Below are 17,035 nucleotides of genomic sequence, written 5' to 3'. Positions count from 1 at the left end.
CGACCGCGGCCGGGGCATCGGCAGCTCGTCCGGCGTTCCCCAGGAGTCGATCCAGGCGTCGACCTCCGCCGCCGGCACGGTCAGTCCCGCGGCCGCCTGGGCGCGCGCCACCTCCAGCTCTGCCCGCAGGTGGGCGGGGAGCAGGGCGGGGCCATCCGGCCGGGGGAGCGGGCGCGTCGTCATGGTCCCAAGAATAGCAGCCGGGCGCCCGGGTTCCAACCCGTCGCTGGCACATGATCTGTCCGGTCCGAGGCCCCTCCTGGACGACGCCGGCCACGAAGCCCCCGCCGCGGTGCCGCGGCGGGGGTTTCGTGCCGGAAGCGTCGTGGCGGGCGGCGGCCCGCCCCCGGCTCAGGCCGGGGTGGCGGGTCGGTCGGGGCCGCGGACGACGATGTAGATCGCCGGCACCACCAGCACCGTCAGGAGCGTGGAGGAGGCCAGCCCGAACAGCAGGGAGATGGCGAGCCCCTGGAAGATCGGGTCGAACAGGATCGTCGCCGCCCCGATCATGGCGGCCAGCGCCGTCAGCAGGATCGGCTTGAAGCGCACCGCCCCCGCCTGCAACAGCACCTCGCGCAGCGTACCGCCGGCCTGCGCCCCGTGGCGGATGAAGTCCACCAGCAGGATGGAGTTGCGCACGATGATGCCGGCCAGGGCGATGAAGCCGATCATCGAGGTGGCGCTGAACGGCGCACCGAAGATCCAGTGCCCGATCATGATGCCGACCAGGGTCAGCGGCACCGGGGTCAGCACCACCAGCGGCAGCCGGAACGACCCGAACTGCGCCACCACCAGCACGTAGATGCCCAGGATGGCGACGGCGAAGGCCGCCCCCATGTCGCGGAAGGTGACGTAGGTGACCTCCCACTCCCCGTCCCAGAGGACGGCCGCCCCGGCGTCGCTGTCGGGCTGGCCGTGCAGCAGGATCTCCGGCCGGGGCAGCCCGCCCCAGTCCGTCTCCGCGATCAGCCGGTCCACCGCCAGCATGCCGTAGATCGGCGCCTCGAAGGCGCCGGCCAGCTCGGCCGTCACCATCTCGGCCGGGCGGCCGTTGCGGCGGAAGATCTGGTGCGAGCCCGGCTCCTCCACGATCCGCACGACGTCGCCCAGTTCGACGACGGCGCGGCTGCCGGGCTGGGTGTCGGCGGCGACCGGCGTGGCGGCCAGCGCCTCCGTCCAGGCGAGGGAGGATTTCGGGAGCTGCACCGCGATCTCCACCGGCGCGCGGCCGTCGCCGCGGTGGGAATAGCCCACCGGGATGCCGTGCAGCAGCAGGCGCACCGTGTCGTACACGTCCTGCTCCTGCACCCCGAAATACTCAAGCTGGTCCTGGTCGATGGCGATGCGCAGCCGCGGCCGCGGCGTGCCGAAGGAATCGTCCACGTCGGTGATGAAGGGGACCGATTCGAACAGCCCGCGCAGTTTCGTCGCCAGCGCCCGCCGCGTCTCCGCATCGGGGCCGTAGACCTCGGCCAGCAGGGTCGCCAGCACCGGCGGGCCGGGCGGCACCTCCACCACCTTGAGGGCGGTGCCGTCGGGCACGGGCAGGTCCGCCAGCAGCGCCCGGGCGGCCAGCGCGATGGCGTGGCTGTCGCGGGAGCGGTCGCCCTTCGGCGTCAGGTTGACCTGGAGGTCGCCCAGTTCGGGATCGGCCCGCAGATAGCTGTGCCGGACCAGCCCGTTGAAGTTGAAGGGGGCCGCCGTGCCGGCATAGGCCTGGATGGAGACGACCTCCGGCAGCCGGGCCAGCCGCTCCGCCGCGGCGAACAGGGTCCGCTCGGTATCCTCCAGGCTGGCGCCCTCGGGCAGATCCACCACCACCTGGAACTCCGACTTGTTGTCGAAGGGCAGCAGCTTCACCGTCACCGCCTTCGTCGCCACCAGCCCCGTGGAGAGCACGGTGGCGAGCCCGACGGCGCCCAGAAACAGGCCCGACCGCCCGCGGCTGGCCAGGACCGGCCCGGCCACGGCGCGGTAGAGCCGGCCCAGCCGCCCCTCCCCGTCATGGTGGCCGCCCGCAGCCGGCGCGCCCGGCGCTCCCTGCTCCTTCGGCGCCAGCCGGCCCATCAGCCAGGGCGCGATCATGACGGCGACGAAGAAGCTGAACAGCATGGCGGCCGAGGCGTTGACCGGGATCGGCGCCATGTAGGGACCCATCATGCCGGACACGAACAGCATCGGCAGCAGGGCCGCGATCACCGCCAGGGTCGCGACGATGGTGGGATTGCCGACCTCGGCCACCGCGTCCACGGCGGCGTCCAGCCGGCCGCGGCCGTCGCGCATGGCCCAGTGCCGGGCGATGTTCTCCACCACCACGATGGCGTCATCGACCAGGATGCCGATGGAGAAGATCAGGGCGAACAGGCTGACACGGTTGATCGTGTAGCCCATCAGATTGGCCGCGGCGAGGGTCAGCAGGATGGTCGTCGGGATCACCACCAGGGTGACCAGCGCCTCGCGCCGGCCCACCGCCACCCCCACCAGCAGCACGATGGAGACGGTGGCGAGGCCGAGATGGAACAGCAGCTCGTTCGCCTTCTCGTTCGCCGTCTCCCCGTAGTTGCGGGTGATCAGCACCTGCACGTCGTCGGGCAGCAGCGTGCCGCGCTGCGCCTCGATCTGCTTCAGGACGTGGTCGGCGACGACGACGGCGTTCGCCCCCGGCCGCTTCGCCACGGCCAGGCTGACGGCCGGCACCGCCGGGGCGGCCGCCGCGGCGGCGCCATCGCCCCCGCCGGACGCCGGCATGGCGATGTGCCAGGCGCGGGACTCCGCGGGCACGGTGTCGAACACCACGTCGGCCACGTCCTTGACATAGACCGGCCGGCCGTCGCGGGTGGTCAGCAGCAGCAGGCCGATGTCGGGAATGCCCGCCAGGGTCTGGCCGGCCGCCACCTCTGCCGCCCCGCCCCCGCGCCGGATGCCGCCGGCCAGGAAGGAACGGTTCGCCCCCTCCAGCTTGGCGGCGAGCTGGGCCAGGGTGACGCCGTACAGCGCCAGACGCTCGGGGTCCGGCTCGACCCGGATCTGCTCGGGCGAGCCGCCGACGAGGGTCGTCAGGCCGACATCCTCGATCTTGGCGATCTCGCTGCGCAGGGTCTCGGCCAGCCGGTACAGCTCCCGCCCGGTCCAGTGCGCCGCGGCCTCGGGCGTCGGCGCCAGCGTCGCCACCACGATGGCGACATCGTTGATGCCGCGGCCGACGACCAGGGGCTCGGGGATGCCGATGGGGATGCGGTCGTAGTTGGCGCGCAGCTTCTCATGCACGCGCAGGATGGCGGCGTCGGCATCGGTGCCGACGACGAAGCGGGCCGTGACCATGGCGCGGTCGTCGCGCGTCTGGCTGTAGACGTGCTCGACCCCGTCGATGGCCTTGACGATAGCCTCCAGCGGCTTGGTCACCAGTTCCACCGCGTCGGGCGCCTTCAGCCCGTCGGCCGTGACCAGGATGTCCACCATGGGCACGCTGATCTGCGGCTCCTCCTCCCGCGGGATGGTGAGCGTGGCGATCAGCCCCATGATGAAGGCAGCGACGAGGAACAGGGGCGTCAGCGGCGAGCGGATGGTGGCGCGCGCCAGCGTCCCGGACAGGTCCGCCCTCATGGCTGCACCAGCACGTCGCCGGCGGCGAGGCCGGAGAGGATCTCAAGGCCGTCGGGCATGCCGGGCAGCGGCCGGGCCACGCCGCGCTGCACCGGCACCTCGGCCGTGCCGCCGTCGGGCCGGCGCAGCCGCACCCTGTCGATGCCGTTGCGGGTGGTGACGAAGGCCCCCGGCACGACGATGGCCGGGCGGTCGCCCGCCGAGACCCAGACGCGCACGCGCTGGCCCACGAAATAGTCGCCCAGGTCCGCCACCTCGGCATCGGCCACGACACGGCCGTCCTCGATCTGCGGATAGACCAGGACGACCCGGCCGTCCTCCCGGCCGGCGCCGTCCGGCGCCTCCAGCGTCACCGGGTCGCCGGCGCGGATGCTGGAGGCATGGCGCTCGGGCACACGCAGGCGGAGCTTGAAGCCGCCCTCAGCGATCTGCGCCACCGTCTCGCCGGGCTGCATGACGGTGCCGACGGTGACCGGCACCTGGAGCACGCGGCCGGCCACCGGCGCCAGGACGACGCCCTCGGCAAGCTGGCGCTCGACGACGGCGCGCTCGGCCGTGCGGGCCTTCAGCCCGTTCTCCGCGACGGAGACGGCGGTGCGGGCATCGTCCAGCCGCGCCTTCGGGACGGTGCCGCGGCGGAACAGGTCCTCGGCACGGTCAAAATCCGTGCGGGCCTGGTCGCGCTGCGCCTGAAGCGCCGCGATCTGCGCATCCAGCGCCTTGATCTGGAGCACCAGCTTGTCGTCGCCGACGGTGGCGACGGGCTGGCCGAGATCCACCTTGTCGCCGTAGGCGACGCGCAGGTCGGCCAGCGTGCCGCCGATCCGGACGCGGGCGGGCACCACGTTGGCGCTCTCCACCGTGGCGAAGACGGCCTTGCGGTCGGGCAGGGGGCGCAGGGTCACCTCATGCGTCCGCCCGGCGGCGGCCGGCGCCGTCCCCGGGGTGGCGCCGGCAGGGGAGGCGGGGCCGGGCGCGGAATCGGCGGCGGGATCGGAACAGCCGGAAAGGGCGGCGGTCGCCCCCACGGCCAGGATCAGCGCCAGGACGGGCGCGGCAGTCAGAAGGGTCCGGACTCGTACAGCCATCTGTGTCGCTCCGCCGGGGACCGCGGGTCCCCGGCTTGGTCGTGAATTGATACTTGCGAAGATATGAAGGTATAGGATACAGGTCAAGCAGGATGACGCCGGGGCCGCCGCCCCGGCCCGTGCCGTGGGAGAGAATGCGATGACCGTCGATCGTGCCGTGCTGGCCCTTGCCGGGACCATGGTCCTGATCAGTCTGGCCCTGTCGGTGCTGGTGGCGCCGGCCTGGCTCTACCTGACCGCCTTCGTGGGCGCCAACATGCTCCAGGCCGCCTTCACCGGCTTCTGCCCGGCGGCCATCATCTTCCGCAAGCTCGGCGTGCCCCCCGGCGTCGCCTTCCGCTGAAAGTCCGCATCGGCCTCCCGCCCGCGCACGGCTCCCCCGCGAGGGGGGCGCGGTTTCGGGCTTTGACTAACGGCCGGTTCTGCCCCATCTAGGCAGACCATGAGCGTCGATTCACACAGCAGCTATTTCGAGCCGCCGCGCAGCGACGGCCGGGTCAATCTGGTCGGGCTGTCCCGCGAGGATCTCGAGGCGGAGTTCGCGCGCGCGGGCTTCGAGAAATTCCGCGCGCGCCAGGTCTGGCAGTGGATCTACAACCGCGGCGTCACCGACTTCGCGGCCATGACCAATCTGGCCAAGCCGGCGCGCGAGCGGCTGGCCGAGCATTACGTGATCGAGCGGCCGCTGGCCGTGAAGGACCTCCAGTCCGACGACGGCACCCGCAAATGGCTGTGCCGCATGCCCGCCGACGGGCAGGAGATCGAGACCGTCCACATCCCGGAGGAGGACCGCGGCACGCTCTGCGTCTCCTCCCAGGTCGGCTGCACCATGACCTGCCGCTTCTGCCACACCGGCACGCAGCGGCTGGTGCGCAACCTGACCTCGGCGGAGATCGTCGGGCAGGTGATGCTGGCGCGCGACCATCTGGGCGAGTGGCCGAGCCCGGCCGAGGGCCGCATGCTGTCCAACATCGTGATGATGGGCATGGGCGAGCCGCTGTTCAATTACGAGAACGTGGCCCGCGCCCTGAAGATCGTCATGGACGGCGAGGGCATCGCCATCTCCAAGCGGCGCATCACGCTGTCCACCTCCGGTGTGGTGCCGATGATGCGACGCTGCGGGGCGGAGCTGGGCGTCAATCTTGCCGTCAGCCTGCACGCCGTCACGGACGAGCTGCGCAACCGCATCGTGCCGATCAACAAGAAGTACCCGATCGCCGAGCTGATGGATGCGGTGCGCACCTATCCCGGCCTGAACAACGCCCGCCGCGTGACCTGGGAATACGTCATGCTGAAGGGCGTCAACGACAGTCTGGCCGATGCCCGCGCCCTGGTCCGGCTGATCCGCGGCATCCCCAGCAAGATCAACCTGATCCCGTTCAATCCCTGGCCCGGCGCGCCGTTCGAGTGCAGCGACTGGGACCAGATCGTGCGCTTCTCCGACTTCGTGAACGACGCCGGCTACGCCAGCCCGATCCGCGCCCCGCGCGGCAAGGACATCATGGCGGCCTGCGGCCAGCTCAAGAGCGAGAGCCAGCGCGGCATCTCCGCCCGGCGCGCGGCGCACATGGAGGAGCACCGCGCCCTGATGGCCGAGTACGCCGCCCGCGTGGCCGAGAAGGAGACCGCGCTGGGCCTGTAGCGGCCCGGCCGCATTCTTCCGCCCGTCTTCCGCCCGCCCGCTTCTTCTTCCTCCGCGGCCGCCCGCCCCGCCGCGGTCCTGTGTGTCCTGTCTGCCCTGTCCTCTGTCATCCGCCCCCGGTCATGCCCCAGACGATCCCCTATCCCGGCTTCGGCTTCGACATCCTGCACCGCGATCCCGCCAGCCGCGCCCGGGTCGGGCGGCTGACCACCCCGCACGGCACGATCGAGACGCCCAACTTCATCTTCTGCGGCACCAAGGCCAGCGTGAAGGGCGTCACCCCGGCCCAGCTCCGCGAGGAGCGGACGGACATCATCCTGTCCAACACCTACCATCTGATGATCCAGCCGGGGGCGGAGACGGTGGCCCGGCTGGGCGGTCTGCACCGCTTCATGGGCTGGGACGGGCCGATGCTGACCGACAGCGGCGGCTATCAGATCTTCGCCATGGGCCACGGCAGCGTGGCCGACGAGATCAAGGGCCGCCGCAGCCAGGTGCGCGAGAAGACCCTGCTGCGCATCAGCGAGGAGGGGGCGGAGTTCCGCAGCTACACGAACGGGGAGAAGCTGTTCCTGACGCCCGAGCGGTCGGTGGACATCCAGCGCAAGCTGGGCGCCGACCTCGTGGTGCAGCTCGACGAATGCACCCCCTACCATGTGGACCGGGACTATACCGCCCGCTCCATGCGCATGTCGCACCGCTGGGGCGACCGCAGCCTGGCCGAGTTCGTCCGCGGCGGCGGGCTGTCCGCCAACGGGCTGCCGCAGGCCATGTACGGCATCGTGCAGGGCGGGGTGTATCCCGACCTGCGCCGGGAGAGCGCGGAATACACGGCCGACCGGCCCTTCTTCGCCACCGCCGTCGGCGGTTCGCTGGGCGCCCACAAGGACCAGATGGTGGAGGTGGTGGCCATGGCGATGCCCCATGTCCATCCCGACCGGCCGGTGCATCTGCTGGGCATCGGCGGCATCGTGGACATCTTCGCCGGGGTGGCCCTGGGCATCGACACCTTCGACTGCGTGAGCCCCACCCGCATCGCCCGGCACGGCTGGGCCCTGATGCCGGGGGTGCCGGGCGAGCGGCTGAACCTGCGCAACGCCCGCTTCCGCGAGGATGCCGACCCCATCGACCCGGCCTGCGACTGCCATGCCTGCCGCCGCTTCAGCCGCGGCTACATCCACCACCTGCTGAAGGCGGGGGAGATGCTGGCGCTGCAACTGGTCAGCCTGCACAACATCGCCGTGATGAACCGGCTGATGCGGGAGGTGCGGGAGGCGATCCGCACCGGCACGCTGGACGCGGCGCGGCGACGCTGGGTTGCGCCGGCCGCGACGGTGAAAGCCTGAACCGGAGGGTGAAGCCGTGAGCGAAGTGCGCTACATCTGAAGGGGTATCGCCGTCCCGGCGGGAACCCCTTCCGATGCCCACCGCCATCGCCCCGTCTGCCATCCCCCCGCCCCCCCACGCTCCGTCCGCGACGGTGGCGGAGCGTCAGCTTTCCGCCCCCACCCTGGGAACGGTGGTGGACGAGCATCTGCGCTGGATCGGGCGCTGGCACCGGGCCGCCTTCTTCTGGCGCGAGGCGCGGCTGCCGGCCGAGGCGCTGGCGATGCCGACCGCCTTCGTGCAGTGGGTGCGCGAGGCCAAGGATGCCGAGCTGAGCCACCAGCCCGCCATCGACCGGCTGGTCGGGCTGCACGAGCAACTCCACCGGCTGGCCCGGCTGGTGCTGATGCGCGCGGCCGAGGGCGACCCGCCGACGCTGGACTCCTATGCCGCCGTGGCCGAGAGATTCGAGGAGTTCATGGCGCAGTGCCGCCGGATCGAGCGCGCCTTCGGCGCCGCCGGCAGCAGCATCGACCCGCTGACCGGCCTGCGCAACCGCACCGGCCTCTATGAGGAACTGGAGCGGGAGATGAACCGCTTCCGCCGCACCGGCCGGCCCTTCTGCATCGCGCTGTGCGACCTGGACCGCTTCAAGTCGGTGAACGACACCTACGGCCACGATGCCGGCGACCGCGTGCTGGTCGCCACGGCGGGCGCCGTGAACCGCGGCATCCGCAACTTCGACGAGGCCTTCCGCCTGGGCGGAGAAGAGATCCTGATCCTGCTGAAGGACGCCAGCCTGACCGAAGGGGCGGGGGTGCTGGAGCGGCTGCGCGCCGACATCGCGGCGCAGCAGGTGCTGATCGCGGACGGCCGCAGCATCTCCGTCACCGCCAGCTTCGGCGTGGCCGAGGCGGACCTGACGGTGCATCCGGAGGACCTGCCCTCCATCGCGGACCGCGCGCTCTACGAGGCGAAGCGGGCCGGGCGCAACCGGGTGGTGCTGGCCGGTCCGGAGACAGGGTCCCCCGACCGCCCCTGACGATCGCCCCTGACGATCGCCCCTGACGACCGCTCCTGAGCCGCCGGCATGGTGGCGGGCGTCAGTCAGCCCCGCGGACGTCTCAGTGCCAGCGGGGCGGCGGCTCCACCCAGGTGCTGACGATGGTGGTCGCCTGCGGTTCGGGTGTCTCGGGATGGTGCCAGCGGAAGACCGTCACCGCCGCTTCGAAGCAGTAACGGTCGGGCTGGCCGCAGGCCCGCATCTCGCGGAAGGCGCGGACCACGGCGGAGCGGCAGCAGGAACCGTCGCCCGGGTTGTTCTCACAGCACACGGAAGACGCCTCACTCGGTCCGGGGGAGCTGCGGCTTGAAGGAGGTCTTCATCGACTTCGCCCGGTCCTTGCGGACGCCGTACAGCTCCAGCCGATGGCCGATCAGCTCATAACCCAGCTCATCGGCGATGCGTTCCTTCAGCCGCTCCATCTCCTCGTTCGTGAACTCCACCACCTCCCCCGACTGCACGTCGATCAGGTGGTGGTGGTGCTCGTCCCGGTTCTCCTCGTAGCGGGCGCGGCCGTCGCCGAAATCCAGCCGCTCGATCACGTTCGCCTCTTCGAACAGGCGCATCGTGCGGTAGACGGTGGCGATCGAGATGTGCGGATCGATCTCGATGGCGCGGCGGTAGACCTGCTCCACGTCGGGATGGTCGGTCGAATCGGAGAGGACCCGGCTGATGACACGGCGCTGCTCCGTCATCTTCAGGCCCTTCTGGATGCAGAGCTGTTCGAGGCGGGAGGGCATGTCGGCGATTCCGGCGCTGTCGGTCGTAGAGGCCATGATATGGAAATCCGTTGCTCGAAGACGAGGGGGTTCGTTCCTTTACGAAAGCCACGCCGGACGGAAACGCCCGGAGGGCGGCGGAACGCCGACACAACGGAAGACCGCTGATCGACGGGCACACAGCCCGCGCAACTCTAACGTCACGGGCGCCGTCGGGGAAGCCGGCACGGCAGAGGGCGACCGCGCGTCGCCCGGGAGCGGCCGGATGGTCGCCGGGGCAGCCCCTACGCCTGCCCGTCCGGCTCCGGCAGGGGGGCGTCGGGGCGGGCCTCGGGCGGCACGCCGCCCAGCAGGGCCAGCAGCCGCTCCAGCTCGGCCGGGGTCAGGTGCGCGATGCGCCGGGCCAGCAGGTTGGCGGCCAGGGTGTGGTCCGGGGTCAGGCCGGCCGTGTCCACCACCACGCGCGGGTCGGACAGGGCGGCCAGCCGTTCCAGCGCCTCCGCCTCGTCCCAGATGATGCCGAAATAGGTGCAGATCTGGCGCACCAGCATGGGCGAGGGCAGGCCCTTGTGGCCGTGCTCCAGGGCCGAGAGATAGGCCGAGGAGATCTCCAGGTCCGCGGCCATCCGCTTGAGCTGGATGCCGCGCGCCTCGCGCAGGCGGCGGATGCGGGCGCCGAACGGGGTCATGCGACCAGCCCGGCCGTATCCGCCGGCAGGCCGCCGTAGCGCCGTGCCGCCTCCAGCGCCAGCCCGTGCCCGACGGCGCCGAACTTATCGCCCTCCACCGGCTCCGCCGCCGGCAGCTCGGCCAGGATGGCGCCGCGCACGGCCGGCAGCAGGGTGGAACCGCCGGTCAGGAAGACGGCGTTCACCTGCTCCGGTCGCAGCCCGGCCTGGGCCAGACAGTCGCGCACCAGCGCCCCCAGCCGCGCCACCGGCTCCGCGATGGCGGTGACGAGCTGCCCGCGCGAGGCCGGCACGGTCAGGCCGGCCTCCACCGCGTCCAGGTCGATCTCCACCGACCGGCCGCCGGACAGCTCGATCTTCGCCCCTTCCGCCTTGATCGCCAGGGCATGGCCCAGATGGTGCTCCAGCACCGTCGCCAGCCGGCGCAGCAGCGCCGGCGTCACGGCCTCCGGCTCCAGCCGCCGCACCGCGGCCAGCACGGAGGGCACGTAGAGGAAGTTGATCTTGGACCAGGTGGCGAGGTCCACGTACCAGTGGTTCGGCGTCAGCAGGCCCTTGGTCCGCAGCGGTGCGCGGTAGCCCAGCGCCGGCATCAGCGTCTCCAGGCTCAGCAGCCGGTCGAAGTCGGTGCCGCCCAGCCGGACGCCGCCGTTGGCCAGGATGTCGTCGGCCCGGTCGGGGCGGCCGGCCCGGTCCGGCCCGATGCGGACGATGGAGACGTCGGAGGTGCCGCCGCCGATGTCGGCGATCAGGGCCACCTGCTCCCGCCCCACCGTGCTCTCATAGGACAGGGCGGCGGCGATCGGCTCGTACTGGAAGGAGACATGGCGGAAGCCGGCGGCGCGGGCGATGTCCGCCAGCGCCGTCTCGGCCCGCGCGTCCGCCGCCGGATCGCCGTCCACGAAATGCACCGGCCGGCCATGGACAACGCTGTCCAGCGGGCGGCCGGCGGCGGCCTCGGCCGTGCTCCTGACGTGCCCGACCAGCAGCCCGATCACCTCGCGGAAGCCGATGCGGCGGCTCAGGAGCTGGGTGTCCTCGTCGATCAGCCCGGTGCCCAGCACGGACTTCAGCGAGCGCATCAGCCGCCCCTCGACCCCCGCGACATAGGCCGCGACGGCGGCGCGGCCGAAACGGGGCCGGTGCGCCTCGAAATCGAAGAACAGCGCGCTGGGCAGGGTCGGCTCCCCGTTCTCCAGCGGCACCAACTCGATCCGGTTGCCCACCAGCGTGCCCAGGGTGGAGTTGGAGGTGCCGAAATCCAGGCCGCAGCAGCCGGCGGCGCAATCCGTTCGCATGGGTGTCTTCCTCGGGTCGCGCTGTCGCTTCACCAGCAAGGCACGCGCGCCGGCGGACCGCAACGGGAATGCCGTTGCGGCAGCGGGGCCTGGTGGACGGCGACGGAACCAGGCGCCCGGCGGAAAGGGGGACCCGGCGCGGGGGAGCGGGTTCTACGCGCGGGCGTGCCGCCGGTCAAGGTCGCGTGGCCCGGCCTGCAACGAACCCCGGGGTGCGGGTGTTCCCCATGGCAGGAGAGAACGGAGCCGGAGGCGGACGACATGGCGGAGACACGGAACGGAACGGCCCAGGAAACGGCCCTGGAGATGCTGGCGGCCGGAGCGGTCGCGGGCTTCGCGGCCACGGCGCCGATGACGCTGGCGATGACGGCCCTGCATGCAGCCCTGCCGGCGGCGGAGCAGGCGCCGCTGCCGCCGCGGCCCCTGACCCGGCAGGTGCTGCGCCGCAGCGGCCTGCCCTGGCCGGAGGACGGGATGGTGAAGCGCAGCCTGACCCTGGGCGCGCATTTCGGCTACGGGGCCGCCACCGGAGCGGCCTATCCGCTGTGGCGCCGGGCGGTCGGACCGGGGCCGGGCTCCGGCGCCGCTTTCGGGCTGGCGGTCTGGGCCGGCAGCTATCTGGGCTGGATTCCGGCCCTGGGCCTCCTGCCGCCCGCGACCCGGCATTCCGGCCGGCGGGTGGCGCTGATGCTGGCGGCCCATGTCGTCTGGGGGGCCGCCACCGCCCTGGTCGCGGACCGGCCGGCGCCCCGCCCGCGCCGCCGCGCGGTATCCAGCGGAACCGGAACCCCGCAGCGGGAGGCCGCATGGAGTTCGTGAACTACAAGGACAGCGCGGGGCGCGAGGTCTGGCTGAACCCGCGTCTGGTCAGCCTGATCGTGGCCCTGGGGGATGCCGCCTGCCGGGTGCATCTGGGCGCGGACGGGCATACCGTGGATCTGCGTGCCGCGGCGGCGGAGGTTGCGAAGGGCGTCGCCGCCGCGGCCGAGCCGCCGCCGCCGCCGGACCCGACGATGAATCTGTTGTCTTAGTTCGTGTTCCTCAGGCGCCGGCGCCGCCTCCGGCGGCTTGGCTTCACGCGCCTGCCCGGCGCGGGGCCGCGGTCGCGGCCCTGGCTTTCCCCTGTCCTCAGGCGCCGGCGCCGCCTCCGGCGGCTTGGCTTCACGCGCCTGCCCGGCGCGGGGCCGCGGTCGCGGCCCTGGATTTTCCCTTGTCCTCAGGCGCCGGCGCCGCGTCCGGCGGCCTGGCGTCACGCGCCTGACCGGCGCGGCGGGAGAGCGCCGGGGTCAGCCGCCGCGGCGGGCGAGCTGGGCGAGCTGGAAGAAGGCGCGGGCGCAGATCGTCTCGTCGGGCATGTTGGTGCGCTTGCAGTCGGCCTCCGCCTCCAGCAGCCGGGTCAGGGCCTGTTGCAGCAGCGGCAGGGTCCAGCGCCGCACCTGTGAAGTGAGCTGCGCCTCCATCTTGAAGAAGACGGGCGGGCGCAGGGACTTCACCGCCTGCTGCGGGGTCTGGCCGCGGGCGACGTGGGCCACGGCGATGTGCAGGCGCTGGAAGTGGCGCTGCGCGGTGCGCAGCAGGGCGACGCTGGCCGTGCCCTCCGCGAACAGCCGGCGCAGGCTGCGGTCCACCGCCGCCATGTCGCCGTCGGCCGCGGCCAGGGCCGGTTCCTCCAGCTCCAGCGCGGCGCTGTCGCCCACCACGGCGCGCACGTCCTCCAGCGTCACCTTCGCCCCCTTGGGGGCGGACGCCATGTAGAGCGCCAGCTTGTCGATCTCGTTGCGCGCCATCACCCGGTCGCCGACCAGATTGCCGGCCAGCCAGGCGCGGGCGTCGGGGTCGATCGCCAGCCCGTGCTCGCCCAGGATGCGGGCGACGGTGCCGGCCAGTTCCTCCTCCCCCTCGACATAGCAGGCGATGGCGGCGGCGCTGTCCGCCTCCTCCGCCAGGGCGCGCAGCTTCGACGCCTTGCCCAGATCGCCCGCCTCCACCACCAGCAGGCTGTCGCCCGCCGGCAGGTCCTTCAGCAGCCGGCCCAGGGCGGCGGCCAGCGCGTCCTCGGCATCACGGAGGCGGACCAGACGGCGGCCGCCGGTCAGCGCGATGGCGGCCATCTCGTCATGCAGGCGGGCCGGGTCGGCCGCGATCTGGTCGGACTTCAGCTCCGCCACCCGGAAGGGATCGGACAAATCCTCCACCACCGTGCGGCAGAGCTGGGCCGCGCGCTCCCGCACCAGCCCGGAATCCGGCCCGTAGAACAGCACCGCCCGGACCTGCGGCAGGGGCCGCTTGAGGAAGCCTTCGACGTTCTTCGGCTGGATTTTCATCGCGCGGGCCGCCGGCGCGGATCAGCCCGGGGATGCGGCGGCCGGCGCCGGCTCCGGCTCGCGCGCGAAGAACAGGGCCAGCCGCGTCTGGATCTCGTCCGCAAGCTGGGTCAGGCCGCGGTCGTAGGCGTCCTGCTGCGCCACCAGCGTCGCGTACTGCGCTTCCAGCAGGTTGTAGCTGATGATGGCGCGCGAGAAGGTGCGGTAGACCGGCTGGCCGGTGCGGTTGTCGATCAGCTCGTAGCTGGCGACAAGCCGCAGCCGGGCGCGGGTGGCCGTGGCGTCCTGGCGGATGCCCAGGTCCTCTTCCTGCGCGGCAAGCTGGATCGCCAGCCGGTAGGCCGGATCGGACGGCCGGCCCTCATGGTAGAACCGGTCGATCAGCTTGTTGCGCAGGACCTGCCCGCTGCGGTCGGGCAGCGGGTCGATGAAGACCTGGTTGAGCTGCACCGAGGCCGGGGCGCCCGAGCCGACGGCGGACGCCGACCGGGCGCCGTATACGGGCTTGAAGCCGCAGGCCGCGAGCGCCGGCAGGGCCAGGACCAGCAGGCCGGCGGCGGCGAGCCGGGAGCCGGTGCCGCGCGGGGCGGCACGGCGGACACCATGACGGACGGTGCGCATCCCGGAGCCTCCTTCCCTTCCTGCCGGCGCCGCAGCCTCAGACGTGGCCGGCGCCGCGGCCTCAGACGACGACATTGACGATCCTGTTGGGCACCACCACGACCTTGCGCAGCGGCTTGCCCTCCACCGCCTTCTGCACGGCCGGGTCGGCCAGGGCGGCGGCCTGCGCCTCCTCGTTCCCGGCGTCGCGGCGCAGGTTGATGGTGGCGCGCAGCTTGCCGTTCACCTGCACGGCCACGGTCACCGTGTCCTCCACCACCAGGGCGGCGTCCACGGCCGGCCAGGGCCGGTCCAGCAGCAGGCCGGCATGGCCCAGCTCGACCCACATCTCATGCGCCAGATGGGGCATCATCGGCTCGACCATGCGGGCCAGCATCTCCAGCGCCTCGCGCGCCGCCCAGGCCTCGTCGGCCGCGGGGGCGGTGCCGGCGGCGGCCTTCGCCGCCAGCTTGGCGAAGGCGTCCTGCACGCCGTTGCTGAAGCTGCGCAGGCGGGCGACCGAGCTGTTGAAGCGGAAGCCCTCGATGTCCTCGCCGATCTGCTGCGCCGCCTTGTGGGCCAGCCGGCGGATCGCCGTCGCCTCCTCCCCGAACGACGCCGGGGCCGGCGTGCCGGGGGCGGGCAGGTCGAAACCCGGCTCCGTCACCAGCCGCCACAGGCGGTTGATGTAGCGCCAGGCGCCGTCGATGCCGGCGGTGGTCCATTCCAGGTCGCGGTCGGGCGGGCTGTCCGACATCATGAACAGCCGGGCGGCATCGGCGCCGTAGCTCTCGATGATCTGCTGCGGATCGACGACGTTCTTCTTGGACTTGGACATCTTGATGATGGGGCCGACGGTGACGGCCGTGCCGTCGTCGGACTTCACCATCGCGCCCTCGCGGAACTCCACCTCCGCGGGGAACAGCCACTTGCCGTCCGTCCCCTGGTAGGTCGCGTGGGTGACCATGCCCTGGGTGAACAGCCCGGCGAAGGGCTCGGCCAGATCCAGGTAGCCGCAGTGCGCCAGCGCCCGCGTCCAGAACCGGGCATAGAGCAGGTGCAGCACGGCATGCTCCACCCCGCCGATGTACTGGTCCACGGGCAGCCAGTACTTCACCAGCTCGGGGTCGAAGGCGAGCGTGCCGTTGCGCGGGTCGGCGAAGCGCAGGAAGTACCAGCTCGACTCGATGAAGGTGTCGAAAGTGTCCGTCTCCCGCTCGGCGGCTCCGCCGCAGCAGGGGCAGGCGACATGCTTCCAGGTCGGGTGCCGGGCCAGCGGGTTGCCGGGCGCGTCGAAGGTCACGTCGTCGGGCAGGGTGACGGGAAGCTGCGCCTCCGGCACCGGGACGGCGCCGCATTTCGGGCAGTGGATCACCGGGATCGGGCAGCCCCAGTAGCGCTGGCGGGAGACGCCCCAGTCGCGCAGCCGGTACATCGTGGTGCCCTGGCCGCGGCCCGCCTCCTCGATCCGGCGGATGGCGGCGGCCTTCGCCTCCTCCACCCCCAGCCCGTCCAGGAAGTCGCTGTTGCGCAGCACGCCGGGGCCGGTATAGGCCTCGTCGGCCACGGCGAAGGCGGCCGGGTCCTGGCCTTCCGGGATCACCACCGGCTTCACCGGCAGGCCGTACTTGCGGGCGAAGTCCAGGTCGCGCTGGTCATGCGCCGGGCAGCCGAAGATGGCGCCGGTGCCGTATTCCATCAGCACGAAGTTGGCGACGTAGACCGGCAGCGTCCAGCCGGGGACGAAGGGATGCTCGGCCGTCACGCCGGTGGCGAAGCCCTTCTTCTCCGCCGTCTCGATGTCGGCCTCCGACGTCGAGGTGCGGTTGCACTCGGCAATGAAGTCGGCCAGCGCCGGGTTGCCCGCGGCCAGCGTCGCGGCCAGCGGGTGGTTCGGGCTGATCGCCACGAAGCTGGCGCCGTAGAGCGTGTCCGGCCGGGTCGTGAAGACCTCCAGATCCGGATGGCCGTCCGACATCCGGAAGAAGAACCGGCAGCCCGTGGACCGGCCGATCCAGTTCTCCTGCATGGTGCGGACCTTGTCGGGCCAGCGCTCCAGGCCCTTCAGCGCCTCCAGCAGGTCGTCGGCGAAATGGGTGATCTTGAGGAACCACTGGGAGAGCTTGCGCTTTTCGACCAGGGCGCCGGTGCGCCAGCCGCGCCCGTCCACCACCTGCTCGTTCGCCAGCACGGTGTTGTCCACCGGGTCCCAGTTGACCCAGGATTCCTTGCGGTAGGCGAGACCCGCCTTGAGGAAGTCCAGGAAGATCTTCTGCTCGTGCCGGTAATATTCCGGCCGGCAGGTCGCCACCTCACGGCTCCAGTCGATCGCCAGCCCCATGGTCTGGAGCTGGCCGCGCATGGTGGCAATGTTCTCGTAGGTCCACTTGCCCGGATGGACGCCCTTCTCCAGCGCCGCGTTCTCCGCCGGCAGGCCGAAGGCGTCCCAGCCCATCGGGTGCAGGACGTTGAAGCCCTTGGCGCGCTTGAAGCGGGCGACCACGTCGCCCATCGTGTAGTTGCGCACGTGCCCCATGTGGATGCGCCCCGACGGATAGGGGAACATCTCCAGCACGTAGTATTTGGGCTTCGCGGGATCGGCGGTGACCGCGAAGGAGCCGGCATCGGCCCAGGCGGCCTGCCACTTGGCTTCCGTTTCGCGCACGTTGTAGCGGGACATGGA

At 72.0% G+C, this 17,035-nt stretch carries 15 protein-coding genes; 6 read left to right on the top strand and 9 right to left on the bottom strand.

Features of this window, described 5'->3' with window-relative positions:
* Positions 1–351 precede the first annotated feature (351 nt).
* Together RC1_RS12315 and RC1_RS12310 are read right to left on the bottom strand one after the other, a co-directional pair.
* Positions 352–3,603, bottom strand: coding sequence for an efflux RND transporter permease subunit (locus RC1_RS12315; RefSeq protein ID WP_012567727.1), 3,252 nt, complete (start codon positions 3,601–3,603; stop codon positions 352–354).
* Entirely contained in the window at positions 3,600–4,691 is a 1,092-nt protein-coding gene (locus RC1_RS12310; protein ID WP_012567726.1) for an efflux RND transporter periplasmic adaptor subunit, read from the bottom strand. The genes RC1_RS12315 and RC1_RS12310 overlap by 4 nt, the downstream gene beginning before the upstream one ends.
* Positions 4,692–4,830: 139 nt before the next feature.
* Between RC1_RS12310 and RC1_RS12305 the strand changes: the two genes are divergently transcribed.
* The 4 genes from RC1_RS12305 (at position 4,831) to RC1_RS12290 (ending at position 8,701) form a co-directional block, all read left to right on the top strand.
* Complete coding sequence (locus RC1_RS12305; RefSeq protein WP_012567725.1) at positions 4,831–5,034, top strand: YgaP family membrane protein; 204 nt, start codon at positions 4,831–4,833, stop codon at positions 5,032–5,034.
* 99 nt (positions 5,035–5,133) lie between these two features.
* Entirely contained in the window at positions 5,134–6,333 is a 1,200-nt protein-coding gene (gene rlmN, locus RC1_RS12300) for a dual-specificity RNA methyltransferase RlmN (RefSeq protein ID WP_012567724.1), read from the top strand.
* A gap of 122 nt (positions 6,334–6,455) precedes the next feature.
* On the top strand, positions 6,456–7,679 hold the full coding sequence (gene tgt / locus RC1_RS12295; RefSeq protein ID WP_012567723.1) for a tRNA guanosine(34) transglycosylase Tgt: 1,224 nt from the start codon (positions 6,456–6,458) through the stop codon (positions 7,677–7,679).
* Between the two features lie 74 nt (positions 7,680–7,753).
* Positions 7,754–8,701, top strand: coding sequence for a diguanylate cyclase (locus tag RC1_RS12290; protein WP_012567722.1), 948 nt, complete (start codon positions 7,754–7,756; stop codon positions 8,699–8,701).
* Positions 8,702–8,783: 82 nt separating this feature from the next.
* Here the strand turns inward: RC1_RS12290 and RC1_RS12285 are convergent, their stop codons facing one another.
* From RC1_RS12285 to RC1_RS12270, 4 genes are all read right to left on the bottom strand, one after another.
* Positions 8,784–8,993 carry a hypothetical protein gene (locus RC1_RS12285; RefSeq protein WP_012567721.1) on the bottom strand — a complete coding sequence of 70 codons (210 nt, stop codon included), beginning with the start codon at positions 8,991–8,993 and terminating at the stop codon, positions 8,784–8,786.
* A gap of 10 nt (positions 8,994–9,003) precedes the next feature.
* Positions 9,004–9,462 (bottom strand): Fur family transcriptional regulator, encoded by a 459-nt coding sequence (locus RC1_RS12280; protein WP_041786449.1) that lies wholly within the window; start codon positions 9,460–9,462, stop codon positions 9,004–9,006.
* A gap of 263 nt (positions 9,463–9,725) precedes the next feature.
* The gene (locus tag RC1_RS12275) at positions 9,726–10,130 is read right to left on the bottom strand and encodes a helix-turn-helix domain-containing protein (RefSeq protein ID WP_012567719.1); all 405 of its coding nucleotides are present in this window, start codon (positions 10,128–10,130) and stop codon (positions 9,726–9,728) included.
* Positions 10,127–11,428 (bottom strand): Hsp70 family protein, encoded by a 1,302-nt coding sequence (locus RC1_RS12270; RefSeq protein ID WP_012567718.1) that lies wholly within the window; start codon positions 11,426–11,428, stop codon positions 10,127–10,129. The genes RC1_RS12275 and RC1_RS12270 overlap by 4 nt, the downstream gene beginning before the upstream one ends.
* A gap of 261 nt (positions 11,429–11,689) precedes the next feature.
* On the opposite strand from RC1_RS12270, the gene RC1_RS12265 reads away from it, so the two are divergent.
* Positions 11,690–12,247 carry a hypothetical protein gene (locus tag RC1_RS12265; protein WP_012567717.1) on the top strand — a complete coding sequence of 186 codons (558 nt, stop codon included), beginning with the start codon at positions 11,690–11,692 and terminating at the stop codon, positions 12,245–12,247.
* A complete protein-coding gene (locus RC1_RS12260) occupies positions 12,235–12,459 on the top strand; it encodes a hypothetical protein (RefSeq protein WP_012567716.1) in 225 nt (74 codons plus the stop codon). Before RC1_RS12265 ends, RC1_RS12260 begins: the two co-directional genes overlap by 13 nt.
* 255 nt (positions 12,460–12,714) lie before the next feature.
* On the opposite strand, the gene holA is transcribed toward RC1_RS12260, so the two are convergent.
* The 3 genes from holA to leuS all read right to left on the bottom strand — a co-directional run bounded on the left by holA (position 12,715) and on the right by leuS (position 17,032).
* Positions 12,715–13,752 carry a DNA polymerase III subunit delta gene (holA, locus tag RC1_RS12255; RefSeq protein ID WP_012567715.1) on the bottom strand — a complete coding sequence of 346 codons (1,038 nt, stop codon included), beginning with the start codon at positions 13,750–13,752 and terminating at the stop codon, positions 12,715–12,717.
* A gap of 21 nt (positions 13,753–13,773) precedes the next feature.
* On the bottom strand, positions 13,774–14,373 hold the full coding sequence (lptE, locus tag RC1_RS12250; protein ID WP_012567714.1) for an LPS assembly lipoprotein LptE: 600 nt from the start codon (positions 14,371–14,373) through the stop codon (positions 13,774–13,776).
* A 61-nt stretch (positions 14,374–14,434) separates the two neighbouring features.
* Positions 14,435–17,032, bottom strand: coding sequence for a leucine--tRNA ligase (gene leuS / locus RC1_RS12245; RefSeq protein WP_012567713.1), 2,598 nt, complete (start codon positions 17,030–17,032; stop codon positions 14,435–14,437).
* Between the last annotated feature and the right edge of the window lie 3 nt (positions 17,033–17,035).

Source organism: Rhodospirillum centenum SW, assembly GCF_000016185.1.
In the GTDB taxonomy this organism is placed as follows: Bacteria; Pseudomonadota; Alphaproteobacteria; order Azospirillales; family Azospirillaceae; genus Rhodocista; species Rhodocista centena.
This window is presented reverse-complemented; position numbering and strand designations above follow the sequence as displayed.